Genomic DNA, 25,340 nt, shown 5'->3' on the forward strand with positions numbered 1-25,340 from the left:
AAATGCTTCGGCTCGCCGGAAAGGGGACCAGCATCTGACCACCCGCGATGCGGCAGGTAGCACATTTCAATATCATGCCCCGCAATGACATGCGTGGCTCTTGATCCTGAACCTCCGACGCACGAACGAGCCTCGGCGACATTTTGGTTCCCTGCACTCTTCCGCGCTTCAGAGGGCCGGCACGTAAATTTGCTCAGCGCTCGTAATCGTTATCATTCGAGCGCTGGGTCTTACGGTCCTGCTCTTCCGACTGCCGTGCCTTCTGTTTGTTGACGTCCTTCTGCTTGGCTCTCACCTTCTCCTGCTCGGTGCCGGTGCGCGGCTCCTCCGGCTGGCGGGGATCGTCCCGAGTTGGGAGGTCTCGCCCTCGCGCTTCGCGCTCGGGGATTGGCTCCTCACCGCCACCACCACGACGCTGCTGCTGCCGCTCGAATTGCAGCCGCGCCAGACGGTCGTGCATCTTGTCGTTCACCTCTTCACGATACTGTTCGAACTGTCCTTGATGTGCCGGCGGCAGCGTCTCGCGCATGTTGTCGAGAGCCTGATTGACGCGGGCCATCTGACGCCGCATTTCCAAGGGGGTTTGCGCCATGTTCAAATCTCCTATCAGTGCATTCAATTCTCTCATACCGGGATGGGACAAGAAAGACTTCTGCCCCGATTGATCAGCTCCACGATTCGCAGGAGCTGGCTGCCCCTCCCCTGTCCGATCGCCACGGAACCGCAGAAAATTGTTGCCGATCGATTCCGCTGCCGTGAGAGCCTGTCCGACTATGCCCGCGGTCCGCATCGTCGTCACAGTCTTTTGCCATACGGCAGCGATTGCATCGCCGTTTACGACAAGGAACTGTCCATCCAAACGCCGTTGCCGCTTGGCCTCCACTCGCTCGATCGTCCTGGCGCTGACCTGATAGCGCGGATCGCTCTGGGCGCGGCTGTAGGCCCCGGCATGCTCCTTCGTGAACGGCCGCGTCATCGCATGATCCATGCGCCGCGTCGCCACCATCGCAATGCCGTTCTCGCGTGCTTTTTCCGCAAAGGTCTCGCGCCAGGCTGCGAGATCCGGCTTGTAGAATTTCAGGCGTTCGCCGTCGGCTGACCGTGCCTGCACCATCGCGTGGATATGGACGTGCTTGGTGTCCTTGTGATGCGCCAGGACGAACTTGTATCCCGGCGCGCGTTCCTCGAGCACGGCGCGCGCCGCGGCCATGACAGCGTTGGCATCAGTGCCGGCTCTTGCCGAAAAAAGCAGGTGATAGGCATTGCGGCGCTCACGCCCCGAAAACTGCGGGCGCCATTGTTCATAGACCGAAGCCGCCGCCTTGGTGGAATTCTTCACCCCGGGCACGGGCTCGCCATTTGCGTGGCGAACTTGGCCGTGGATGCGGATGAACTTCTGCAGGAAATATTTTGCTTTGGGTTCACGGATCACAGCCGCCGTTACCTCTGCCCTGGCGACCACCCCCGCCGCGCCCATAGCTTCAGACAAGCGCGCCTCGATCTTGTCGAGCGCCTTGCTGCGCGAATTTTCCCGACCTCCGGCCAGGACTCTCGCAAGCGGTCCAGCCCGCTCATCGGTGTGTGCGTAAACCTGCACCGTTTGTCCGTCCTGCGCATAGATGAACGGTTTTGCACCGAAGGCCTTGTTCAACGCCTCGTTCAAGGCGGCACCGGTGACCTCGCCGGCGAGCTCGAAACGAACCTCCAGAAAATTGGTGTTTTCCAGGGGCGGTTCGAACGTCTCGCAAAACGTCTCCAGAAACGCTTTTCGTGCGCCGCCTGTCGCAAGGACCTGCCCATCCTCGTCAAAAATCTCAATGTCATGTTTCTCGCCTTTTTCGTCCTCGCGCTTCCCGATGTAATTGAGCAGCCGAGCGGCGGCTTCCTTGGTCGATGGCGGATTTGGCATGACTTTAAACACAGCAGGCTGCGCACCCGCCGCATAGCCTGCCCGTGCCGCCACAGCGCGCGCCTGAGAGCCCGCCCGCGCCGCTCGTCCTGTACCGCTCGGGCGATCGGTACCACGGCCGCCGCCGCCGCGCCGCTTCCAGTCTTCCTCCTCCTCTTCCGGCCGGAAACCGGCGAGCGTGGCGCCATAGACCATGATGGGCGCGCTTGCGGCCTTGGGCGAGCTCGCAGCAGCAGTGGACTTCGGTGCCCTGCTGGACATGGAAGTCCCTGCCGCCCCCAATCCTCCCGGCGAAGAATGAGGAGCGCTCCTGCCGCCACCTACGGTCGAGCCGGCTTGTCCTTGCCCGAGGCGTCCGCCGCCACCGGTCAGCTCATGACTCTTCATCGCCTGGAATTCGCTGGCCTCGCGTCGGCCGCCCGTCAGTGACTTGTCGTCGTCCAGGTCCTCGCGCTTCACGCCGGACTCGCCCCGCAGATAGCGTTCGATATCGGCCGCGTAGCCAGCAAGACGACCGCTCATGGCCTGGCCTCCCTCGCCTTGCGAGAGCCGACGGTCATCGTTTTCAGTTCATCGCGAAACTGCCGCACCAGGTCGCCCACGGCAATCAGCGCCTGCTCAAGGTCCTCATCATGGGCAACTCGGCCGTCGTTCATCGCGCGCACGGCCTGATTGAAATTGATGCCGACGCGACGCAGCTGGTCGGTCATGTCCTCGATTGCCGGCCGCAACGCCTCTGATGCGATAGGCAGATGCCCGGTCTCTGCCCGCACAAGACGCCGCACGACCTCGCTGACGGTCACGCCGTCCCGCTCCGCAACGGCTTTGAGACTGGCCAGCTCGTCAGCCGAAAACCGGATGTGCGTCACCTCGCTATAGCGTCGTGACGCGCTCTTGACCGGTGCCTTCTGGGCGTCTGCATCCATCTTCTCAAGCCCGCTTGCGGGCGCTAAGGCCCGCCAGGGCCGCGCCGCCTATTTCTGTGTATCACAAAATAGGCTATCCTGCCAATAAGAAGTGAGGAGGAAAGGAAATTCTGGGCGCGTCTTCTCACCAGCCTAGTTGTCAGCGGCAGCGGCGCGGGCGAAATGTTCCCAGCGTGATTTGATGCGATGTGTCTATGATGCGTTGGCGACTTGTTTCCATATTAACATGGAAACATCAGCCCTCTGATGCGCAGCCCGAAAAGCTTAGTCGGAAAATGCGAGGTCGACGGGCCACTGGACCCCTTTTTTCCTGAAGATAGCAACTGCGCAAAAACTGCCCCTTTAGCGAACCCTTATCTATGCGCGCCTGGGTTGCCAAACCAGGCTTCCCCGTCGACTATGTCACCATGTTTCGGCCGTGACATTATTCTATGCATTCATGATGACTTGTTTCCATGTTAACATGGAAACAAGGAGATAACGCCGGAAGGAGGCCCCATGATCATCTCCGCTGCGATCCCAAAGGGCGGCACTGGCAAATCGACGATGCTGCGCACCCTCGCATCCGTCGCGCTGCATCGGGGTTATTCGGTCACTCTTATCGACGGCGACCGGCGGCAGAACATGAACCGCTGGTTCCAGATGCTGGGCGAAGCTGGCAATCGTCCTGACAGGCTCCAGATGGTGAGCGCGATGACCCCGCAGGAAATCCTCGACGCCGCAGCCATCCACAACGGTGAGCGCTCAGTCGTCCTGATCGATACGGAAGGCACCACAAATGACAACCTCATGGCCGGGCTCTTCGCCGCCGACATTGTCGTCGTGCCAGTCTATTTTGCGCTGGACGATGTGACCGCCGCCATCCAGATCACCGACCACTATATCCCGCTGGCGGTCGAGAGCCGGGGTAGACCGCTGCCTGCGATATTCGTGCTGACCAAGCAGACCATCATCGATGGCAGGGCGCGAGCCCTGACCGAACTGCGCGCCATCATCCAGGCCAACGGCACGCCTATTGCAGAACACGTCTTGCACAATCGCGTTGCCTACCGCGACCTTCAGACCGGGCAGACCCTTTACAGCTCCGAGGTGCCTGACGCGAAGGCGGTTGCCGAGAGCGAAGGGCTCTTCGACGATCTTCTGCAAACCTTCATCGAAGCCACGAGGAACGCGGCATGAGTGAAAGAACCGCACCGAAACCCGGTGACGACAAGAAAGCCCGCATGATGAAGGCGATTTCCACGCAGCCGCCGGCGCTGCCGAGCATGTTCATTTCATCAGCGAAAATCGAGGGGCAGAAGCTGGAGCCAAATGCCGGATCGGCCACGTCGAAGACGCCCGAGCCGGCATCGGGTGCAACGCCTGACTTTCGCAAGCTGCTGCGGCAGGGTCAGAAAAAGGACCCCATCGCCGGGAAGAAGATTCGCGAGGAGGAGATGATCCGCTGCGGTTACTACCTGACGGCTGCGGAGCAGCGGCAGTTCAAGTTGCTGGCGATCAGCAACGGGCACAGCATGACCGAACTGCTGCGAAAGGCTGTCCAGGACTATATCCGCATTCATAAGCACAAACTGCCGAAGGAATAATCGACAGTTTGGAGTCGCTATCGCATGCTGTAGGCGGGTGATGTTCGTGGCTCTTTTGCGACGCGCAAAAAAAGGGCCCGCGACGGAACACTCCGTCGCGGGCCCTAAGACGTGTTGCCTACTTGGGTTGGTTGAGGTGTTTCAGCACCTGGCCGAAGATTGTGTCTCGCACCGGACGCCCGCTGGCTGCAGCTTTGTCGTCGACCAGCTTTGCGGCCAGTTTGGGCGACAGCGGCATGAAGCCGTAGCCGTGTGCGACGGCTGCGCGGTGAAGATCCTCAAGCGTTTCGAACGCGCGATCGTGGGTGCCGAGCCAAAGACCGGGCTCGTCGGTTTCTTCGTGCGGGAACGCTTGCAGGAAGTAGGTCCGAAGCGGTGGGTCGTAGCCGATGACAGCGTCGGGATCCGAGCGGACCTGTCCGGGGACGGTGCCAGTGACAGTGATGGTGTAGCGGCTCATTGCAACCTCCTTTTGCCGGTGGGGTGCCGGCCCCTGGCGGGGCCGGCCACCGATGCCTCACTGGGGGTTGTTCCAGAGGATGACCTTCTTGTTTTCCTCGCCACCCGGGGCGGGAGCGAGATTGCCGAAGATGACGCCGATCTCGGGGGCTTCCAGCTTGACCGAGAGGTACTCCTCTCCCGAACGCTGGGAGATGCGGTGCCAGCCGGCTCCGATCTCGAAGCCCGTGCGCTTGTTGACGATCCGGTAGTCGGGGGCGTCCTCGCGCGACTTGTTGGTGTTCGGGATCAGCGTGATCGGGGCATTGACCCGGAGCGTGGCAAAGACGCCTTCCATCGAGCCGTCGGACTTGGTGGTGAGGTTTGCGATCGTGGTGGCCATGGTAGTTCTCCTTCGGTTGCATCGGGACCATTCCCGATGGCGCCAAAGGAGAGGGCCGTCCTGCTGCGGTCATCTCGGCGAAAATTCTGGAAAATTCTATTTGCCGAAAAATAGCGGGCAGGCCCTTCGCCTGCCCGCAGACAAAAACAGAAATCGAATTTTCCTGAATATTCGCCGAGTGTACCCCCAACGGGGGTTGACCGCACAAAGCAGGCGGTCGTCTACAAAGGCGACATGAAACGGGAATGGCCCCGGATGCGACCGAAGGAGAAGAACTCAGGCCGCCATTGCTTGGCCGACGCAACGCTGCCGGATCGCAGGAACATGCTGCAGCCTCTCGGGTCATGTCGTCGGCACCGCCAACACATCGAACAGCAGCCCGGCGCGTGGCCGCCTTGCATGTTCGGTCTCGTGGCAGAGTGGTTTCGAGATCGGAGCCGGCTGGCAGCGGCCTTCACGCTCCTCGGGGACGATGCCGCGCAGTCAGGTTGGATGACCCGGCAAACCAGGATGTTGTTCGGCACGCTTGCACCCGCTTCAGAGGCGAGAAGCGTCAAGATGATCATCCGCACAACGGCCCGCGGCTCTGCGCGTGGACCGGTTTCGAAAGGGGCCGGCTCCGTCCGCACATACAGTGGATTAGGTGTGCGCGGAGCCGGATCAACATATCGGATTGAACCCGCCGGGCTGTCGGCAGCCATCATCCTGGCAACGTTAGACGCTCCTCCGGCATCATGCGGGCTTCGGCTTGGCGGCGAATGTCCGAACCGGCATGGCGGAGCATGGCGCACCAGTCCTTCACATTGTACGTCGTTGCCATCCGGCCCCTGGCCAGATCGTAAATGACGCACGGCTTGTTTGCGATGGCGAGCCGAAGCACGTTGACGGCCGTACCGGGTGATGCGCCGTCCCAGACCATCATGCCAAAGTCGGCGCGCCGCGCCATCTCCCGGTCCTTGGCGGCGTCGTACCAAGATCCATGAGTGCCTCCAGGTGACGGGACATGGTAGGCGGCCCAGTCGCCCAGATTGTTGCGGGGTTCCTTGCCGGCATGGAAGACCCCGACATGCTCGTACTTGTAGCCCGCGAGCAGGCCCTGCGCCTCGGCATCGGCTCCCGACGCGTCGCCAACCAGCACGCCGTGCTCGGCAGCAACGATTGCGCCGATGCGAGCGATGGCAGGTTCCGGCAGCTCGAATATCTCGCGTGATCCACCTATGAATAGCATCGACATGGTGACTTTCCCTTCTCTCCCGCGTCCCCCGCGTCCCCCGCCCCGCGCCGGCCGCCCTCTCCCCTGGCCCTGCGCGAGGGATCGTGACCCGAAGGCCGAGACGGCAAAGCCGGCTCGGGAAGCGGCGGGACGCCGCGACGAGAGCCCGGCCGGCCGCAGGCCGGCGCGCCCGGATCCTGCAGCTGCCGGAGGCGCTACGCGCATCTGGCTAGTGGCGCTTCGCGCTGGAGCTAGTGGTCTTGTCGGCCAGCCAGAGGCTCCCGTCCTGGATCGAGCGCATGGCCGCGAAAAGAGAACGTCAATCCAGACGGCTGACGCGGCGCCCCTCGCTGCGCGCTTCGATAAAGGCGCCTGCGATCTTCATCATGAATGCCTTGCTGAAACGACCGAGGGGCTTACCGTCGGCTTCGATGTACCAGGAGCGTTCGGCAATATCGTAGTTGTATTCGTCAACCACTATCCAGCAGCGTTTGAGATCGGTCAGACCGGCGCGGCGGCACTCGATAGCGGAGACTTCCAAACCGACCCGATCGCTGGTCGGTGGCTGGGTGGTTATAGCCAGGAGCGCGAGATGGGTCAGGCCATCTCTTGCGCCGCGGACAGCGATGACCACGCAGGTCGGCCGGCTCTTGCGGCCTTCCGTTTCGCCGCGCTCGTATTGCCATGCCCAAAGATAAGGATAGGAGATCACCTGACCGGGCAGAAATCTACCGCTCATCATCGTATCCTTCCCCGCGCGCCAATCGGTCGATCTCGGCGGCGAAGAGTTCCGTGTGTTCCTCCGGCATCTCGGCGACATGGTATGCGCGGCGGGGATCGCCGCCGATGCGCATCCGTTCGTAGTGCTCGTAACTCATCAGCACGAACCGGGGTTTCCGGTGCTTGGTAAGAATAACGGGTTCGCGGCTGGCAACGTCGGTGACGTCGCCAACCTGCTTGTTGAGATCCCCCGTCGTGAACTGGCGCATGGCTAGACTCCTTATCGATCTCCATATTATCCAGATTTCCCTGATTTGCAAGAAAACGGCGCTCACGCGCCGCCCTCCGCGAACCGCCAGACGGGGATGCCGAGCCGACGGGCCTTGTCGGCAAGGTTGTCGGTAATGCCGGAGCCGGGAAAGACGATTAGGCCGTAGGGCACCACGGAGAGAAGCTGGTCGTTGCGGCGGAACGGGGCTGCCTTGGCGTGCCGGGTCCAGTCCGGCTTGAAGGCGATCTGGGTGACCTTGCGGTTCTCGGCCCAGCAGGCGGCGATGCGTTCGGCGCCGCGCGGGCTGCCGCCGTGGAGCAGGACCATGTCGGGATGCTTCTCGCGAGCCTTGTCGAGCGCGTCCCAGATCCGGTCGTGATCGTTGCAGTCGAGGCCGCCGGCGAAGGCGATCTTGGTCCCGGCTGGAACGAGCACCTCGGTTTCGGCGCGACGGCGGGCGGCGAGGAAGTCTCTGGAGTCGATCACCGACGCGGTCATCGCCTGGTGGCTGACCTTGGAGCCGGTGCGCGGCCGCCATCCCGATCCGGTCTGCGCCTCGTAGAGGTCGGCGGCCTCTTCGCGCATGATTTCGAGCACGTTGCGGCGCTCGATATAGCTGATGCCTTCCGCGGTCAGCCGCTCCAGCTCGACCGACTTCACCTCCGAGCCGTCCTGCTCCTGCTGACTCGAGCGCTGCGCCTCCTCGTTGCGGTCGAGGCTGCGGGCGACACGCTCGGCGGCACGGTGGAAGACGTTTGCGAACGACCAGAGCAGGTCGTCGAGATCGGGTTCGAGCCTGGTGCCCCCGAGCATGCCGGCGAAGGTTTCTGCGATCCCGGCGAGGCCGGCCCGGATCACCTCGTCGTCGGGAAGCGGCCGAGGGTCAGGTTCGTCCTGATGCGGGCGATGGCCGTACATCTGCAGTTCGAGGATGACGCGGTCGGTCGGCGAGGAGGCGTGGGAGGGCTCGTAGGCGTCGTCGAGAGGAATGTCGTAGGTCATGGCGGTGTCTCCGTCGATTGTGGCCGCGCCTATCGCGGCCTGACAGCGCATCCCGGCCGCGCGCCGGGCGCGGCCGCACCGAAGGCCGGAGCGCGAGCGCAGGACGGCGAAGCCGTTGCGGCCGTGACCGGGGGGTGGCAGGGGTCGCCTCTCAGGCAGGCCGCGGGCGCGGCCTCTCCGGTGGACCGCCGCCATGTCTGGAGGCTTATCCGGCGACGTCGCGCCCGGGCCCGTGTGCCGGCCCGACCTGTTCATCCGGGCGGCAGGAAGCGACGGGCATCCTCCGGGATGAGCTGACCGCTGAGCGATGCCGCGAGATGGGCCGGGCCGAGATGACGCAGATCGTCGTTGAAGTCGCCGAGCTGCGGCCGCAATACCAAGGCGAGAATCCCGGCCTCGGCTGCGCGCTGGCTGAGACGATCGATGCCGTGCCGGCCGGCGGCGTCGGCATCGGCTGCGATGTAGAGGCGACGGCAGCCAGGCGGGAAGATCAGGCCGGCGAGGTGATTGGCCGAGGTGGCGGCGGCCACCGGCAGCGCCGGCATCACCGTCCGGATCGACGCCATCGTCTCGAGGCCCTCGCCGGCGGCCACGACCGGGACTGGTGCACCGGGCTCGTGGCCTAGCCAGATACCATTGCCAAGCAGGTGACCCAGCGAGCGGCGGGGGTCGATGAGCTGCGCCTTGCCGTCCCCAGAAGAATCGAGCCAAGTGCGCTGCAGGCCTGTAATCTGACCATCAAGGCTCGTGACTGCCGCGATCAGGGCAGGAAGCGCCTGCGTCTCGCCCGATACGAGATCCCGGTAGTAGCAGCCGGGATGGAAGCGCAGCGCGTGCTCATGCCAGGAGAGCAGAATGTCGCGACCGGCGAGATAGCGTTCGGCCAGCGTGCCGGCGATCGGCTGCGACATGACGAACAATCGACGCGCGGCCTCAGGGGAGCCGCGTTTCGCGGCTGGCTGGCCCTGCGCGCCAAGAGGCTGGGGCTGGGGCGGTGGCAGCGGCATGGAGAGGAAGCGACGTGCTTCATCCGCGACCTCCCGGAAGTCGACCAGACCACAGCTCTGCTCGATGACGTCGAGCAGGTCGCCATATTCCCCCGACGACTCGTCGACCCATTTTCCGGCTGCCTTGCCGCCAACCGCCTTGAGCCGCACATGCATGGAACGGCCGCGCGTGTTGCGGACATCGCCGACCATCCAGTAATTGCCGGAGCGACGGCCGTTGGAGAGATATTCGCGGCACACCGCCTCGGCATGTTCGCCAAGGCGGCGTGCCAGTTCGGAGGCCGAGCCGGTCATGATCGCCTCCCTCAAGCCGCCGACGTGCGGTCGGTGACGCCGACCAGCGTATGGCGGTCGAAGAGGGAGGCGAGGATGGCGGACCCTTGCGCGGTCGTCGGGATGAACAGTCGGAGCTTCCAGGAGATGATCTCGGAGATCAGCCCCAGCGCCTTCAGCCGAGGGACCATCGCGTCGGTGAAGCCGATCAATTCGACACGGTGGTCGTTCATGACGCGGCTGCGGCGCAGGATCAGGCCGTCGGCAAGCTGCAACCCGATCCGCCCCTGGATCAAGCCGGTCCATGCCTCGTCCGGAGCCAGGGTCGGAACATCGTCGACGCCAAGATTGCGCAACATGGTCGCGACCAGCGTCGGCGCGATGTGGCGGCCGATGATGCGTTCGCCGGCATCGGACTGGATCCGGTAGACCTGACAATCATGGTCCGGCAGCCGACGCCAAATCGGCAGCAGCAGACCCGTCACGATGTGAAAGGTGCTGGTGGTGAACTCCGGGACGGCGGCGACTTCTGCCTGCCACAGCTCGCAGAACAATTTTCGGTCGGCGGGCTGCCAGTGGGTTTCGGCAAGCGCGTCGAGACCGAAGCGCAGCTCGTCCGTTGGCCGCAGCAGGCGCACTCGGTGTTCGACGGTTCCGTCGTCGAGCATCAGGCTCGCCGTCGGCAGCCGGATCGCCGCGCGGTTCGACCGCGTGTTCACCAACAGAACCGATTGCGGCTCGGCCCGGACGATGGCCAGCGCGTCGACGAGACTGAGCGGCAGAATCCGGTCCTTGCGCGCGACGGTCAGCACATGCGACTGCGCGCCCGAGACCGGATGCGTGTAGACCGTGCGGCGATCGGTGACAACGATGCTTTCGGCCGTGATGGTCTCCAGTCCCTTGTCATAGTTTCCGGCGGCGATCGCGCCCTCGACCTTCGCCGTCATCAGTTGCTCGAACACTTCGAACAGCAGGTTCTGGGTCTCGATGCGCAGCGCCAGCAGGCGATTGAGCCAGGTCGTGATCGGCGGCAGCTCGTCGCGCAACCCGCCCTCGTCGGTCGTCAAAGACAGCCCGGTCACGGTCTCGAAGGTCGCGAGCGAGCAGCCCTCGATCTTGCCTTGGTGCAGCAGCATATAGAATTGGCGAAGTGCGGCCCGTGCATAGGGGCTTTCCAGATTGTCTTCGGCCCGGAAGAGCCCTGCCCCGCCGGTCTGGCGCTGGCCACGCGTGATCGCGCCCAGCGTGTCGAGCCGTCGTGCGATGGTCGACAGGAAGCGCTTGCCGGCTTTCACGTTGGCGGCCATGGGCCGGAACAACGGCGGTTGCTTCTGATTTGTGCGGTGGGTCCGTCCGAGACCCTGGATGGCGTTGTCGGCGCGCCAGCCGGCCTCGAGCAGATAGTGTTTGCGCAGCCTCTGGTTCTTGACGCCGAGATCGGCGTGATAGGAGCGGCCGGTGCCGCCGGCGTCGGAAAAGATCAGTACGCGCTTGTCGTCATCCATAAAACTTTGGGTTTCGGCTAGGTTGGCCGAGCCAGGGCGGTTTTCCACGGCCAGCCGGTCGATGCCGTCGCGGCCGGTCTTCTTCACGATGCGCCGGGAGCGGCCGGTCACCTCGGCAACCGTGTCGGTCCCGAAATGTTGTATGATCTGGTCAAGCGCGCTGCCGACCGGCGGCAGCGATGCGAGTTTTTCGATCATCTCGTCGCGCCGGCGAACAGCCTCCCGGCATTGAACCGGGTTGCCATCTTCGTCGTGAACGGGCCGCGAATAGACATTGCCCTCCGCGTCCGAATATTCCTCGAACAACTGGGTGGGGAAGGAATGCGTCAAGTACCCGCCGACGTACTCGCGCGGCGTCACATCGACATGCAAGTCCGACCATTCCTCGGTCGGAATTTCGGCAAGTCGCCGTTCCATCAGCGCTTCGCCGGTCGAGACGATCTGCACGACCGCCGAATGGCCATCGGCAAGATCCTGTCCGATCGCGCCGATCAGCGTCGGCGTCATCATCGAGGTAATCAAATGCGAGAAAAAGCGCTGCTTGGTGCTCTCGAAGGCCGAGCGCGCCGCAGACTTGGCGTTACGGTTCAGCGTGCCGGACTCACTGGTGATGTTGGTCGCCTCGAGTGCGGCGGTCAGGTTGTTGTGGATGACCTGGAAGGCGTCCGCATAGGCGTTGTAAATGCGGATCTGTTCGTCGGTCAGCGCGTGCTCGAGAAGGTCGTATTCGACACCGTCATAGGAAAGCGAACGCGCCGTATAGAGGCCGAGCGCCTTGAGATCGCGGGCGAGCACTTCCATCGCCGCGACACCGCCGTCCTCGATCGCTGCGACGAATTCGGCGCGGTTGGCGAATGGAAAATCCTCGCTGCCCCAGATGCCGAGACGTTGCGCATAGGCGAGGTTCTCGACGGCGGTCGCACCGGTCGCGGAAACGTAGACGATGCGGGCGTCAGGCAGTGCGTGCTGCAGCCGCAGTCCCGCCTTGCCCTGCTGCGAGGGCGCGACGTCGCCACGCTCGCTTTTGCCGCCAGCGGCGTTGGCCATCGCGTGGGCCTCGTCGAAGACGATGACGCCATCGAAAGATTTTTTGGCCCCCGACAGGTTTTCTCCGGCCCCCGTCTGGCTTTCTTTAATCCCCGTCGGGCTTTCGGCCCTTCCCGTGTCTTGTCCGATCCAATCGAGGATTTGGGCGATCCGGGATTTCTTGCCCTCCCGTTCCTGTGAGCGCAGCGTTGCGTAGGTCGTGAACAGGATGCCCTCGGCAAGGCGGATCGGTGTGCCCTGCCGATAACGTGAGAGCGGCTGGACGAGAAGTTTTTCCTGGCCAAGTGCTGCCCAATCGCGCTGGGCATCTTCCAGTAGCTTGTCCGACTTGGAAATCCAGATCGCACGGCGGCGGCCCTGCAGCCAGTTGTCGAGGATGATGCCGGCGACTTGCCGTCCCTTGCCGCAGCCGGTCCCGTCGCCCAAAAACCATCCACGGCGGAAACGGACAGCGTTCTCGGCACCTTCTGGCGCGGCCGAGACGACATCGCAGGTCTCGTCAACCGTCCAGGCGCCGGTGAGATGGCCGCAATGGGCCTCGCCCGCATAGACGACGCTTTCTAGCTGGGCGTCCGACAGCAGGCCTTCGTCGATGATCGCATCAGGTAATAGCGGCCGATAGGAAGGTTTTGGTGGCGCGACGGCGGCCATTGCGGCCGACTGCACGAGCGGCGTCGGATGCGGCTTGGCGCGGGGAATGTCGATCGACTGGAGCGCGTACGGTTCGTAGATCGTGTCGGTGAGGCGGCCGCCCTCCTCCGGGATCCAGTCGCGCAGCTCATAGGCGAGCGGGACGGCAGGCGCGCTGCTTGCCATGACCCGGCGAGCGGGCCTCGCCTGCACAATCGGACGGACCGATCGGATGGTCTTCGGAGCAGCCGTTGAGACACCGAGGGGTGCGGCTCTCGCCCCCGATCGGGCACCCATGTGCATGGCGGCATTGCGCAGGATGCCGCTGGACAATGCACCGATCGAGTCCGGAAAGCCGCCCGGGGCTCGGGGCGGCAGGGCGGAGATCCAGGAGAGCAACGTCTCGACATCCATGGCCTTGCCCGGCGAGCCGGAGAAGCTGTTTGGGTCGGTAGCAGGAACTTTGTCGATGATGGTCAAGCGGGTCTCAGTGGTGGTGCCATGGCGGGCGTAGACACGGCCGTCGATCGCCGCGGTGAAGACAATGGTGCCCTGCTGCTGCAGGCGTTCGAAGGCGGGCCGCCACTTGGGATTTTCCGGAGACAGGCCGGTGCCGGTGATGGCGACCAGGCGCCCGCCCGAGCGCAGGCGTGCGAATGCGGAGGAAAGATGCCGCCATGCCGCGTCAGTGACGTGGCCGTCGACATAGGCGCCGACGCTGAACGGCGGATTCATTAAGACGACGGACGGCTCAATGGCCGTGTCGAGATGATCGTCGATATGGGCGGCGTCGTGCCGCGAGACGGGGACCCTTGGGAACAGCAGGCCGAGGAGATCGGCCCGCGTCGCGGCAAGCTCATTGAGGGCGATCGAGGCGCGCGCCATTTCGGCATGAACGGCGAGCAGGCCCGTGCCGGCCGAGGGTTCGAGAACGAGGTCGCAAGATGCGATCGCCGCGGCGTGCGCCGTGACGAAGGCCAGCGGCAAGGGTGTGGAGAGCTGCTGCAGGGCCTGGCTCTCGTCGGACCGTCGCGTATGGGTGGGAAGTAGTTCGGCAATGCGCTTAATCATCGCCAGCGTTGCCCGCGGCGTGGTCGACCGCGACAGGATCGCAGGGCCGAACCGGCGCAAAAACAGCACCTGGGCAACTTCGAGCGCTTCATAGGCGTCCTTCCAGACCCACAACCCTTGCGCATCGCTGCCGCCAAAACTTGTCGTCATGGCGGTGCGCAGTGCGGCGGTGGTGACAGGATTGCCCTGTTCGAGGAAAGGCAAAAGCAGCGTTGCCGATTGATAGATTGCCTGGGCGTTGTTGATGGAGGCGTGCGTCGGCGCGGCGAGGGAAGCGGCCGTACGTGCGACGGTCGAGGTGGTCGAAACAATGTTCATCGAAATGTCCTTCGCGAGAGGGGGTGGCGCCCGCGCCGGCACTCTCTCCGCGCCAGCCGGGCCACACTCCTCCCGGCTCCCCTCTGCCTCTGGCGCCGATGCACCAAAAGGGGTTGCGCTCTGTGCAAAGCCATGACTTGAATGCGCGCACAGGGATGCGGCGGCGACCTGGAGCTGTGGAGGTGATGCGACGGTTCAGAATTGGCAGTGCGGTCTTCGAGGAGGCAGCGCCTGACCTGCAGGCGGCGCTGGCGAGCGCTTATGCCCGCACCGAGCGTCCGCTATGCCTGTGCCGCGAGCTAGGCTGTCCGATGTACATCGCCCGCATCGGCGACCTTCACCTGATCAAGCGCATGCCGCTGAGCGGCGGCGGGCATGATCCATCCTGTGAATCATATGAAGCGCCTTACGAACTGTCCGGCCTGGGCGCCTTGATGGGCAACGCGATACAGCTCGATCCGCAAAGCGGCATGGCGGCCCTCAAGCTGGACTTCAGCCTGTCGAAGACGGGGAGCCGCGCGGCATCGGTGCCTGCCGGCCCAAACTCCGCCAGCGTAACCGCAGACCCCAGGAGGATGTCGCTGCGTGGTCTCCTTCACTATCTCTGGCACGAGGCCGAACTGACGGTCTGGACATCGAGGTGGGCCGGGAAACGACATTGGTGGAATGTCCGCTGGCATCTGCTCGAGGCTGCCGGGCAAATGACGGTGAGGGGCGGATCGCTCGCCGATATCCTGTTCGTGCCCGAGCCATTTCGCGCCGAAAACAAGCAAGCGATCGAAAATCGTCGCAACGCGGTTCTCGGCACGGCGCTCCCGCCGAAATCAGGTCCACGAAAGTTACTCGTCCTTGTCGGCGAGATGAAGGAGATGGTCCCTGCCCGCTCCGGTCAGAAACTCGTCATCAGGCATTTGCCCGGTTTTCCCTTCATGATCGACGATGCATTGCATCGCCGCTTGCAGGCACGGTTCGAGAAAGAATTATCGCTGTGGGGATCAGATTCCAGCTCACATCTGATAGCGATCGCGACCTTCGGACTGAACCCGGCCGGCCTCGCCATTGTCGAGGAGGTCGCGTTGATGGTGGTGTCCGAGAACTGGATTCCTTATGAGACGGTGCCGGAGAAAAGGCTCGTCGAGAGCCTCGCCCGCCTTCGCGAGAAGAGTGTGAAGGGATTGCGCTACGACCTGCAAACCGACCAGCCGATCGCCAACGCTTTGCTCCAGAACAGGCAAGAACCGATTGCGCTCTTTGTCGTTCCGGCCGGAGCGGACGAGAACTACGAAGCGTCGCTAAACGAAATGATCGCCGCGCGTCCCGAGATCGGCTCCTGGGTGTGGCGGGTCGGCGAAGGCGATATGCCGCCGCTACCGCCTTGAGCGTCGGCGGAATTTCCGTCGATGCTTCAGTATGCCTTAGGCCAGGCCCAGCTTCTTCTTGAGCTCGGCATTTTCCTTGCGCAGACGGTCGGCTAGCAGGTTCTTGAGGCGCTTGTTTTCTTCTTCGAGTGCGACAAGATCGCGAAGATCGCCGCTGTCTGAAGAAGGTGCGGCAGCCCTCTTCCAATAATAGTAGGTCTGCTCCGATATGCCGGCCTGGCCGACCGCAATCTTGCTGGTCGCGCCGCCAGCGATCGATTTCTCGATCTGGGCAAGTTTCTGCGCGCGTTCATTCTCGGAATATGTCTTGCGGGCGGTCTTCGCTGCCACCGGAGCTTCCGCGGCCTGGGGCGCAGGTTTCGCTCCGTTCTTGCGGACCGGCTTGACGAGTTCTGCCTTCGCTTTCTTTGCTCGCGGAACTTTCTTCTTCGATTCAGGCACTTCCACTTTGGCTGGCGCTACTGTCTGAACAGTCTGAGCGTCCTGAAAATCGGCCATCATATACTTCGCTTGTGGTTTATCCCCTTCTTCAGCATCAAGGGGTCTTATACTGAAGTCAATGACCTGGGAATTTGGGAGCGGAGCAGCATAGCCCGGCTGCGTCATCTCCGTGGCAATCTTGGACAGGTCGAGATCGCCCCAGATCGAATGGCTTGGCTTCTGCTTACCGCGCCTCTGTTTCAGCTCCACGATGAATGGCCGGATCTGGCGCTTCATAGTCCGTTCCTTGATGTGAGCATGACTTGCTAGCCAAGTCGCAGTTTGGGTTAGCGAGTACCCGACGTATCATATCGCTTTCGCCGTGCTTTATCGGAGAAGCCCCGCAACGAGCAAGCGGAGTGTCATGGGCCTAGGGCAATCGGCTCAATCAACGGGGGCAAACACGCCAACAGAGAGAGCTGCCTCATACACGCGATGCTCAGGCGTCTAGCGGGCGGTGTGCGATGACTGTGCACAATCCGGCTGGAGCGATTGCAATCCCAATTTTCTTGGGAACTAATCTTCTCATGGCGGCGGATGAGCTGGACGCGCTTGTTTTCGGGATGGCGGTCGACAGCGTTCGGGCGCTTTCTGTTCCTTTCGCGGAAAAAGTCGCGGAAATCGCCCACAGAAGCCTCGGGGACCTGCTTTTCAATTTGCGCATCGATGGCGACATGGAGTTTCAGCGCGTTGCCGCCATCCGGTATCCAAGCAATCAGACAGCGGTTCTGATGCTGGATAAGCAGGGCTTGTCGACCAGCCATTGCATGGTCAATGGCACTTTCTCCAGCTTTATCGCTCCGTTGGAGGACTGGAACACGCTGCCGCTCGCAACGCAGGCCAGGACGAGTATCGCCGGCTCGGCCAGCCTGTTCATCGGCGCTTTGCGCAATGCCGGATACCTGCCGCGTGGCAGGCACTGACGCCACGTTTTGCTGAGGGCCAGATGCTTGTATCCTCGGGGCAGTTGGCCATACGGCCTCGCATGTCTCAACAGCTTGAGGATGGGCCGTACGCGGGTGCATCCATTGAGCGAAACTCGGTCACCGGATTGGAGACGCTTCGCCGCCGAAGCGCGGTTCTTATAGATGCCCATCGTCGTCTTTCTTCGTTAGCTCCGACGCAATCGCACTTTGGACAGGAACTCGTCGATCTCGAGATCCGACAGATCATCGAGCAGCTTGAAGGCAGCATCATGCCTTCCGGCGTTGACGAGAATCGTGCGTTTGCCGCGATGTTCGGCCCACCCGGTCTCGGGGTCTGCGTTGCGGGCGGTCCCCCTGAGTTCGACAGGGGTTATGTTCCAGATCGCCTCGAGCTTTTCCGAGCGGGTCATGCTGTCGCTCGCGCCGGTCTCGTGGGCGATGATGGCGGCGCGCATCTTGTCTGGCGACTGCCGATCCGTGAGATCGCAGAAGCCATGAAACCAGCGCTCGCGGCCCCGGATCCGGATCGCGAAGAATACGCTGGTGACGTTGCCGGCCTTATACTCCGACATGCCGAACATGCCCGTGCGCATGAAGAGCGGCGGCAACAAATCGAGCATGAAGTGGAATTCGGACGCGGTAATCTCGAACCACTCGGCTGAATAGGGAGTGCCGGAAAGCGGATCGATGCCGGGAGTGTCTTTCTGTCGGCTGAACAGTTGAAACATCTGCTCGCGGGTGGCAACGCCGTCGAGCACCTTCCTGAAGGGTGGATGTGCGGTCATGGTGTCTCCTGAAGCCAAGTCGGCCACGCGCAGCATCACCGCGCCATGGCAACTGCTTGGTGTGTTGTGGTTGGCGACGGGCCGAGCCCGCGGCCGGCGCGTGCATCGGCGATGATGGGGTTTGCAGGGGTTCAGGCGGCGCGTCGTTCGGAGGAACGCGAAGCGTCTCGACCAACCCCGGTGATGGCACGGACGGCGGCGGCGAGCGCCGGGATATCGTCAAGCATGCCGAGCGCAACGAAGTGGTTGGCCCCGCCAGTATAGTCCTTGCGGCCCTTGCAGGTGCGGATCAGGATGCCGTGACCTGAGGACAAACCGAACTGGCCGACCTGGATGTAGGCGCGGTCATGGTGCAGGGTAATTTCACCGGAAACGGCTATGCCCGCCTTGTTCGAGCGCAGGTCAAAACTTCCCTGCGGCAGGGCAAGTTCGGCGGCGAGTCTCTTCAGCCGTGAACGGGCTGTGGTGTGGAAACGTCTCTTCTGCTGCTCGTCATAGGAGCAGCTTCTGTTCCAGTCGAACATGTCGATCTCCATGAAACGCAAGCGCCCGGGGTCGCGATGGCGATCCCGGGCTCGAGAGTGAGTGGAACTGAATGGGTCCGGCGGGAGTGCCGGGCCCGGTGCGAGCGTGAGGCCGGTTATTCGGCGGCCTGGAGGTGGTCTGCCTCGTCGCCATCGATGGTCACCGGCTCATCGGAGGACGGATCCGCATCGTCGGCGAGGAAGGCCGGCAGCTCGGCTGCATCGCCGTCGAGAGCCGCCTCGTCCGACATGTCGCCGGCGACCACGTCGCCAGCGTCGGTAGCCACGTCATCGACCTCAAGGCGCAGCGGCTCGGGCAGCCAGTTCGATCCTTGGAGAAGCCGGGCGGCTTCGCGGGCCATGATATCCTTCTTCATGTGGTCGATCAGCTGCGCGGAGTCTGCGCCACGCGCTTCTCGGACAGCCTGCAGAATCCGCGCCTTGGTGAGCCGTCCGAGGAACTCGACCGTAGGCGTCCAGCCGGCGTCGACCATATCGAACTGGAGCGAGCGGCCGAGCACGTCTGCATGCTCGAGCGCCTTCGCTCGCCTGTTCCAGGGTTCGACCACCGCATTGAGGGTCAGCGAGACGCAGTGCGCGAACAGCGCCTTGCGGCTTGCCTCGTCGAGGCCGAGAAGGAAGTCCCAAAGGCCATCCGCCTCATCGGGCAAATCGCGGTCCCAGGCTTCGTGCCGCTCGGCGATCTCCTTGGCCCAGGATGTCTCGGCAAGACCGTCGACCTGGCTGAAGCTGCCGCTCTTCAGGCTGATCTCCAGGCACGTGTCCGGCGCGAAGCGATAAAAGACCTGCAGGACGAAGGCATGGAGTGCGGCGACGAAGGCGATGTCGACGTCACCGGCGAGTGCGTTGCGCAGTGCCAGCGTCCGCTGCGCCGTCAGGTCGAAGATGAGCCGGTCGGGCAGTAGCTTGATGCCATCGTCCTCGCCGTCGTCACTAGCGCTGTCGTTCACCGGCTTGCCGTTGACGACAACATCATCGCCAACGTCGTCGCCATTGGATCGGGTTCCGCCGTCAGCGCCCCCTTCCTCCCCTTCATCGATGCCGCCGGTTTCGGTCCGCGGCTCGTCCTCGGACCGCACGAAACCGGCGTCGACCTGGAGCTTGGCGTTCGCGGCAAGCGTAACGAACACACCGGCAATGGCCTTCTGGGCGGGATCGTAGCTTTGAGGACGATCATCGATCGCATCGAGCTCGGCACCCAGCTGGTCGAGCTTCGCCTCGATTGCTTCGTCGGCATCCTCGGCCCGGGCATAGTCCGCATCCAGCTTGTCGTATTCGGCCTTCAGCGCGTCGTAGCGTTCGATCTCCTCGGCGCTGAGCTCCTGCGCTTCGGCATAAATGCGCCGCATGCCGGAGGTGTGGCCATAGGGAAAGCTGATCGCCGCCTCGACCCATTTCCAGCCTTCGGCGCGGATCGCCTCGGCATCCGTTTTCAGCCTGTCGAAGACAAGCTGCTCGAGAAGTGCGGCATCCTGGAACCAGCCGCCGGCATCCTGCTCGAACAGGTCGCGCAGGATGACGCCGCCAGCCGCTTCATAGGCTTCGGCGCCGACATAGACGGCCCGGCGATCATCGGCCCGGACCGTGGTCTCCGTCAGCAGGCGCCTGATGTAATAGGGTTCCTGCATGTGCGAGCTGGCAATCCGCTCCCAGACCTGCTCCTGGCGCGCGTGATCGTTCGAGATGGAAAACGCCATGATCTGTTCGAGCCGGATTTCGTCCTTCCCGTAGAGACCGAGAAGTTTCGGCGACACCGATGCCAGTCGCAGGCGCTGCCTCACCGTCGCAGGCGATACGAAGAAGCGGGCACCGATCTCGTCGGGATCGAGGCCCCGATCGCTGAGCGTCTTGAAGGCCCGAAACTGGTCGAGCGGGTGCAGGTCGGCGCGCCGCAGGTTTTCGGCAAGAGAGTCCTCCTCGGCCGAGGTCTCCTGCCCGCGGTTGACGATGCAGGGGATTGGCTCGTTCTTCGCCAGGCGCTTTTGCTTGATGAGGATGCCGAGCGCCAGATAACGCCGCCCGCCGGCGGGCACCTCGAACATGCCGGTCTCCTCGCCCTCGCCGTCGAGCACGGGACGGACGTTCAGGCTCTGGATCAGCTTTCGCCGCCCGATGTCTTCGGCCAGCTGCTCGATCGACACGCCGTCCTTGATGCGCCGAACATTCTTCTGCGACAGCATTAGCTTGTCATAGGGAATATTCTCCGCGGCGTTCATCGCGATCTTCTGAATGGCGTTCTTTGCCATGGTCAGGTTCTCCATGACGGGCGGCCCGGGGCCTCTCCCCGAACCTCCAAGCCCGTCAGCAACCCTCCCCTCCCCCCTCTGCCTCCAGGCCTCACGCCAGCGCCGCCTCCCGACTTGCAGGCTCGACATGAAGCGCTGCTGGTTTCGGCTCGCGGATCTAGGCGGCCGAGCCGCGCCCGAGGCGCCTTCAGCATGTTGGCGTCACCGCGTCCTCCCACGAAAAAAGCGCCGTCCTCTTGCTTCGAAGGACCGCGCTGGGATTGATGGAGACGCCCCGGAGGCAGGCCGGCGACGAGAGTTTTCGTTGCCGGCCTGCGCAGGATCAGGCGGCGAAGTCGAGAAGCTTCTTGGCTTTGCCCTCCATGTCCAGGCGGACATCCTGATGCGGCTTGTCGCGCGCGACCCGCGTGATGCCCTGCACGAAATCAAAAATCGATTCCGGTGGTCTGCCTTCCTCCATGAGAACAGTATCGATGATCTTCGTGGTCTCGGACTTGGAGAAGCCGCGCTTGCGCAGGAAGCCCTGGCGATCTTCGTCGTTTCTGGCAACGATCCGTTGCCGCGCCGTCTTGATGCCGTTGACGAATGGCATGGGCGACGATTCCGCGAACTGGATCAGCGCTGGCTCGGCTTCCAAGGCGAAACGCGAGGCGGCATATTTGGAATGCCGGATGGTGATTTCTTCGAAATCTTCGACGCCCCATAAATTACGATTCTGGCATACCGCGCGTAGATAGAAGCTGGCAATCCCGAGGGTGCGGGCGCCGACTTCAGAATTCCAGCAGTAGAAGCCGCGGAAATAAAGATCCGGTTCCCCATTCGGCAGCCGCCCTGCCTCGATCGGGTTCAGGTCGTCGACGAGGAAGACAAAGACATCGCGATCTGACGCGTAGAGCGTCGTGGTGTCGCGGGAGATGTCGACGTTCGGGTTGTAGATTCCCGTCGACCAATCGAGGACTCCCGGCACCTTCCAGCGCGTGTCACCGGTACCGTTGCCGGCTATCTTCTGCACGGCGTCGACCAGTTCTGAGTCAAATATTCTGCCATAGTCCGGACCGGTTACGGCTCGCAGCTCGAGGCGTCCGTTCTCGATTTCCAGCGTCTTCACCTGCTCGGCGCGGTAGTTGAGGAGACCGTGCTGGAGATTAATCGCGGCGAGCGGGGCTGGAAGCTGCCGCAGATAGGTGGCCGGTGCGCCGACCAAAGAGGCGAGTTGGCCAAAACTCCAATGCGTGGGGGCAACAGGGGCAGGCGCATCGGGCAGCATTAGCCTCAGGCGCTCCGGATCGTCGCGGCTGGCCTCGACGCGGATCAGCTCACTTTCGACGATGCGGGTCTTGCTGCGCTCCGACCGGCTCTTCACCGCATTTCCAAGGTCGTTGAGCGACAGGTATCGCTCGTCCGCCGGCCGGTTGAACCATTCTGACGACACGCGGCCAATTCGCTGGCCGCGGCTGGGGTCGACCTTGTAACCGGCACGCTGGTTGCGCTCGGGCGCAAGAATTTCCATCTGGGTCATGGGTGTTGCTCCTTGGCGGGCGCCGGGAGACTCTCTCCCGGACCTTTATCCGCCACCGCAACCCGCCCGCCCTCTTCCTCTCTCGGCACCCGCGCGCCACTAGCAGCGTCGCCATTGCGGCAGCGGCCGCGTCAAGGCTGGCACCCGCCGCTTCACGTTCCGGACGCGACAGAATTCCGCTGTGCCTTCTTGCGCAACAAGGCCGGAACATAGCGGCCTGCTTGATTGGGCAACTGCCAGTTCTGCTCTGGCCCTAGTCAGAAATGTATAAATTGTCCCAACGTCATGATACGCGAAAATCGTGTCATGGTCGGAACAGAGAGTGTAATTGCATGTCGAGCAGGTTCGCCCGGCCCGTGGTGGTGCAAGTTGGCCGGCATGACCGTGAGCGCGTCATATTCGATGTGAACGACGCAGCCTCGATCCTGCTGCGGAGTTTCCCTCATCAGACGAAGAAGCGAAAACTGGCTATGGATGCATGTCTTCAGGTTTTGCGTGGAGAAGCCCAGACACCGGCAGCGAGACGGGCTTTCGTTGCAGCGGCGTTAGAAGCGAAAATTCTACGCAGCGACTGAGGTCCAAATTGATCGTAGCCCTCGATGGCTTCCAAAGTGACTGGGGGAGCAGAGGCGGATTCAAGCGGTCGTCGCAACACCTGAACGAAGGAGGTTGCGATGCGCATTGGCAAGCGACGATCCCACCGTTCTGGACGGGCGCCGTTGCCGTCACCGGGACGTCCGCCAGTGGCGGGGCGATCTGAACTCCAGCGATTCTGGTTGGGGATAGCGCAGGGGCTGACCAGCGAAGATGCTGCGCTGGCGGCTGGTATGTCGCAGCCTGTTGGAACCAGATTGTTCCGACAGGCGGGCGGCATGGCACCAGCGATGTTCAGATCTTCCACCAAGCCGCCGTCAGAGCGATACCTTGCGTTTGCGGAACGTGAGGAGATCGCACTTCTTCGCGTTCAGGGCCTTTCGAGACGCGAGATCGGACGCCGACTTGGCCGATCCGCCTCGACCATCTCCCGTGAGCTACGACGCAATGCCGCGACGCGCAGCGGCGGGCTGGAATATCGTGCATCGACAGCCCAATGGCACGCCGACCGATCGGCCCATCGGCCCAAACCGACCAAGCTTGCGCTCAACACAACCTTGCGCACTTATGTGGAGCAGCGACTGGCCGGCGTCGTCATGACCCCAAGTGGCGCCGCCGTTCCTGGTCCGGCCGTTCGGTGGAAGGGCCGCCGGCACGGTCCGCGAAAGGATCGGCGATGGGCCAGCGCGTGGAGCCCGGAGCAGATCGCCCGACGCTTGCCGATCGACTTCCCGGACGACAAGACGATGCGCATCAGCCACGAAGCCATCTATCAAGCCCTCTTCGTTCAGAGTCGGGGAGCGCTAGGCCGCGAACTGTCGGCCTGCTTGCGAACGGGGCGCGTGCTGCGGGTCCCCAGGGCCCGCGTACGCAGTCGAGGTAAGAGCTTTGTCTTGCCGGAGATCATGATCAGTCAACGCCCCGCCGAAGCGGCCGATCGCGCGGTGCCGGGTCACTGGGAAGGAGACCTCATCCTTGGTCTTGGCAGCTCGGCGATCGGCACGCTGGTTGAGCGTACGACACGCTTCACGATGTTGCTGCATCTTCCCCGGCTTGCGGGGCATGGCGAAGCTCCGCGCATGAAGAATGGCCCTGCTCTCGCGGGACACGGGGCCGAAGCCGTGCGCGACGCGATTACGCGCACCATCATCACCTTGCCCGAAGAACTGCGCCGTTCACTGACCTGGGATCAGGGAGCCGAAATGGCTCAGCACGATCGTCTCAAGATCGACGCGGGTGTCCAAGTCTACTTCTGCGATCCGCAAAGCCCCTGGCAGCGCGGCACCAACGAGAACACCAATGGGCTGCTGCGTCAGTACTTCCCGAAGGGCACCGACCTGAGCGTCCACAGCGCCGACGAGATCGCCGCCGTGGCCGCGGCCCTTAATGCCCGACCTAGAAAAACCCTTGGCTGGAAAACGCCGGCAGAGGCGCTTGACGAGTTGCTGTCGTGAGTGAACACAATCAGTGTTGCGACGACCGCTTGAATCCGCCAGAGCTTCAGCCATCGCAGTGGTGACCGGGATTTGTGCAGCTGGCAGCAAGCAACGAGTCCTGCCGCCGGGGGGAACACCCGCCTTTCATCTGCTTGACTCGACAACCGTCAGGAGGAGAGTCGGCTTCTCGATGAGACCGAGGATCTCGCGTGCATGAACTGGCCAAATCGGATATCTACGACGTTGCAGACCCGCCTTTCCGGTAAGCAATCGAAGAACCGTCAATCTTCCACAATACGCGACCGACGTCGTCGGGCGACCCCACCAGCGCAGTACTAGACACTGCACGCCGCGCCCTGCTTAAGGGGGACCGCCTCGAAACCAAATTTGTGCTGTGGTACCCGGCGGGGGCGTGGAAATTGTTTACGATTATCCCCTCCTCATCGAGTGGAGAGCAGCGGCCGCTCGATCAGGACCGGGTCTGACCACCGGATCAATACGCGCGCAAAGTCAGGATGTAGCTGTTTACCGCAGCACGCAAAGTCTGTCGGGGAATTATTGCTTCCACCGACAACCACCACTATGAAGCAACACTTCGCCGACTATCTTTCAAGCTACCCCGGAGAGTTTTCATGGCAGAAGATGCCGACAACACAATCGACGCCCTCATCGAGCTCACCGCTGATGTGGTCTCAGCCTATGTCTCCAACAATCCGGTCCCGGTGGGCGATCTCCCTGCCCTGATCGGCCAAGTGCACGCAGCACTGAAAGGCACGGCCGGCAACGTTCCCGCAGAAATCCCTGAGGTTCTCAAGCCTGCTGTGCCGATCAGGAAGTCGGTGACGCCGGACTACCTCATCTGCCTTGACGACGGGAAGAAATTCAAGTCGCTGAAGCGCCATCTTTCGACCCGCTACGGGCTGACGCCGGACGACTATCGCGCCAAATGGGGTCTGCCGGCGGATTACCCCATGGTCGCGCCGAATTATGCTGCGTCGCGCTCGGCGTTGGCCAAGACGATGGGTCTCGGCCGCAAACCGAAAGAGGCGGAAGCGCCGGCGCCTAAGAAGACCGGCAAGAAGGCCGCAGCCTGACGTCAATCTTTGGGCTT

22 protein-coding genes are annotated in these 25,340 nt (G+C 62.9%); 7 read left to right on the plus strand and 15 right to left on the minus strand.

Annotated elements, in window-relative coordinates:
- Positions 1 to 193: 193 nt before the first annotated feature.
- Positions 194 to 2,431, minus strand: a complete 2,238-nt coding sequence (locus tag NKI52_RS24755) for a relaxase/mobilization nuclease domain-containing protein (RefSeq protein WP_352700097.1) — start codon at positions 2,429 to 2,431, stop codon at positions 194 to 196.
- Positions 2,428 to 2,835: a plasmid mobilization protein gene (locus NKI52_RS24760; RefSeq protein WP_352657815.1), complete on the minus strand. Its 408-nt coding sequence runs from the start codon at positions 2,833 to 2,835 to the stop codon at positions 2,428 to 2,430. The genes NKI52_RS24755 and NKI52_RS24760 overlap by 4 nt, the downstream gene beginning before the upstream one ends.
- 498 nt (positions 2,836 to 3,333) lie before the next feature.
- Here NKI52_RS24760 and NKI52_RS24765 point away from each other — a divergent pair, with 498 nt between their 5' ends.
- On the plus strand, positions 3,334 to 4,014 hold the full coding sequence (locus NKI52_RS24765; protein WP_352700099.1) for a nucleotide-binding protein: 681 nt from the start codon (positions 3,334 to 3,336) through the stop codon (positions 4,012 to 4,014).
- Between the two features lie 44 nt (positions 4,015 to 4,058).
- On the plus strand, positions 4,059 to 4,421 hold the full coding sequence (locus NKI52_RS24770) for a hypothetical protein (protein WP_352700101.1): 363 nt from the start codon (positions 4,059 to 4,061) through the stop codon (positions 4,419 to 4,421).
- A gap of 118 nt (positions 4,422 to 4,539) precedes the next feature.
- Here the strand turns inward: NKI52_RS24770 and NKI52_RS24775 are convergent, their stop codons facing one another.
- From NKI52_RS24775 to NKI52_RS24810, 8 genes are all read right to left on the minus strand, one after another.
- Positions 4,540 to 4,881 (minus strand): hypothetical protein, encoded by a 342-nt coding sequence (locus NKI52_RS24775; RefSeq protein WP_352700103.1) that lies wholly within the window; start codon positions 4,879 to 4,881, stop codon positions 4,540 to 4,542.
- A 57-nt stretch (positions 4,882 to 4,938) separates the two neighbouring features.
- The gene (locus NKI52_RS24780) at positions 4,939 to 5,262 is read right to left on the minus strand and encodes a DUF736 domain-containing protein (protein WP_006339490.1); all 324 of its coding nucleotides are present in this window, start codon (positions 5,260 to 5,262) and stop codon (positions 4,939 to 4,941) included.
- A gap of 700 nt (positions 5,263 to 5,962) precedes the next feature.
- Complete coding sequence (locus tag NKI52_RS24785; RefSeq protein WP_352700105.1) at positions 5,963 to 6,496, minus strand: hypothetical protein; 534 nt, start codon at positions 6,494 to 6,496, stop codon at positions 5,963 to 5,965.
- Between the two features lie 298 nt (positions 6,497 to 6,794).
- On the minus strand, positions 6,795 to 7,214 hold the full coding sequence (locus NKI52_RS24790; RefSeq protein ID WP_352442715.1) for a hypothetical protein: 420 nt from the start codon (positions 7,212 to 7,214) through the stop codon (positions 6,795 to 6,797).
- Positions 7,204 to 7,464 (minus strand): type II toxin-antitoxin system prevent-host-death family antitoxin, encoded by a 261-nt coding sequence (locus NKI52_RS24795; RefSeq protein WP_352443212.1) that lies wholly within the window; start codon positions 7,462 to 7,464, stop codon positions 7,204 to 7,206. Before NKI52_RS24795 ends, NKI52_RS24790 begins: the two co-directional genes overlap by 11 nt.
- A 62-nt stretch (positions 7,465 to 7,526) precedes the next feature.
- Complete coding sequence (locus NKI52_RS24800; RefSeq protein ID WP_352700107.1) at positions 7,527 to 8,468, minus strand: DUF2493 domain-containing protein; 942 nt, start codon at positions 8,466 to 8,468, stop codon at positions 7,527 to 7,529.
- Positions 8,469 to 8,719: 251 nt separating this feature from the next.
- Positions 8,720 to 9,769, minus strand: coding sequence for a DUF7146 domain-containing protein (locus NKI52_RS24805; RefSeq protein ID WP_352700109.1), 1,050 nt, complete (start codon positions 9,767 to 9,769; stop codon positions 8,720 to 8,722).
- Between the two features lie 11 nt (positions 9,770 to 9,780).
- Complete coding sequence (locus tag NKI52_RS24810; RefSeq protein WP_352700111.1) at positions 9,781 to 14,319, minus strand: strawberry notch-like NTP hydrolase domain-containing protein; 4,539 nt, start codon at positions 14,317 to 14,319, stop codon at positions 9,781 to 9,783.
- Between the two features lie 185 nt (positions 14,320 to 14,504).
- On the opposite strand from NKI52_RS24810, the gene NKI52_RS24815 reads away from it, so the two are divergent.
- Positions 14,505 to 15,698 carry a DUF1173 domain-containing protein gene (locus NKI52_RS24815; protein WP_352700113.1) on the plus strand — a complete coding sequence of 398 codons (1,194 nt, stop codon included), beginning with the start codon at positions 14,505 to 14,507 and terminating at the stop codon, positions 15,696 to 15,698.
- Between the two features lie 36 nt (positions 15,699 to 15,734).
- On the opposite strand, the gene NKI52_RS24820 is transcribed toward NKI52_RS24815, so the two are convergent.
- A complete protein-coding gene (locus NKI52_RS24820) occupies positions 15,735 to 16,415 on the minus strand; it encodes a transposase (RefSeq protein WP_352700115.1) in 681 nt (226 codons plus the stop codon).
- A gap of 227 nt (positions 16,416 to 16,642) precedes the next feature.
- On the opposite strand from NKI52_RS24820, the gene NKI52_RS24825 reads away from it, so the two are divergent.
- A complete protein-coding gene (locus tag NKI52_RS24825; RefSeq protein ID WP_352700117.1) occupies positions 16,643 to 17,101 on the plus strand; it encodes a hypothetical protein in 459 nt (152 codons plus the stop codon).
- Between the two features lie 188 nt (positions 17,102 to 17,289).
- Here the strand turns inward: NKI52_RS24825 and NKI52_RS24830 are convergent, their stop codons facing one another.
- The 4 genes from NKI52_RS24830 to NKI52_RS24845 all read right to left on the minus strand — a co-directional run bounded on the left by NKI52_RS24830 (position 17,290) and on the right by NKI52_RS24845 (position 22,199).
- Positions 17,290 to 17,925 (minus strand): DUF1419 domain-containing protein, encoded by a 636-nt coding sequence (locus NKI52_RS24830; protein ID WP_352700119.1) that lies wholly within the window; start codon positions 17,923 to 17,925, stop codon positions 17,290 to 17,292.
- 95 nt (positions 17,926 to 18,020) lie between these two features.
- The gene (locus tag NKI52_RS24835) at positions 18,021 to 18,413 is read right to left on the minus strand and encodes a hypothetical protein (RefSeq protein WP_352700121.1); all 393 of its coding nucleotides are present in this window, start codon (positions 18,411 to 18,413) and stop codon (positions 18,021 to 18,023) included.
- A 116-nt stretch (positions 18,414 to 18,529) separates the two neighbouring features.
- On the minus strand, positions 18,530 to 20,680 hold the full coding sequence (locus NKI52_RS24840) for a ParB/RepB/Spo0J family partition protein (protein WP_352700123.1): 2,151 nt from the start codon (positions 20,678 to 20,680) through the stop codon (positions 18,530 to 18,532).
- A gap of 322 nt (positions 20,681 to 21,002) precedes the next feature.
- Complete coding sequence (locus NKI52_RS24845; protein ID WP_352700125.1) at positions 21,003 to 22,199, minus strand: DUF932 domain-containing protein; 1,197 nt, start codon at positions 22,197 to 22,199, stop codon at positions 21,003 to 21,005.
- 332 nt (positions 22,200 to 22,531) lie between these two features.
- On the opposite strand from NKI52_RS24845, the gene NKI52_RS24850 reads away from it, so the two are divergent.
- From NKI52_RS24850 to NKI52_RS24860, 3 genes are all read left to right on the plus strand, one after another.
- Entirely contained in the window at positions 22,532 to 22,774 is a 243-nt protein-coding gene (locus tag NKI52_RS24850; protein WP_352700127.1) for a DUF982 domain-containing protein, read from the plus strand.
- 99 nt (positions 22,775 to 22,873) lie between these two features.
- Positions 22,874 to 24,247 (plus strand): IS30 family transposase, encoded by a 1,374-nt coding sequence (locus NKI52_RS24855; RefSeq protein WP_352700129.1) that lies wholly within the window; start codon positions 22,874 to 22,876, stop codon positions 24,245 to 24,247.
- Between the two features lie 614 nt (positions 24,248 to 24,861).
- Positions 24,862 to 25,323, plus strand: a complete 462-nt coding sequence (locus tag NKI52_RS24860) for a Ros/MucR family transcriptional regulator (protein WP_352700131.1) — start codon at positions 24,862 to 24,864, stop codon at positions 25,321 to 25,323.
- The last annotated feature ends 17 nt before the right edge of the window (positions 25,324 to 25,340 follow it).

It is taken from the genome of Mesorhizobium sp. M0590, assembly GCF_040320905.1.
Taxonomy (GTDB): Bacteria; Pseudomonadota; Alphaproteobacteria; order Rhizobiales; family Rhizobiaceae; genus Mesorhizobium.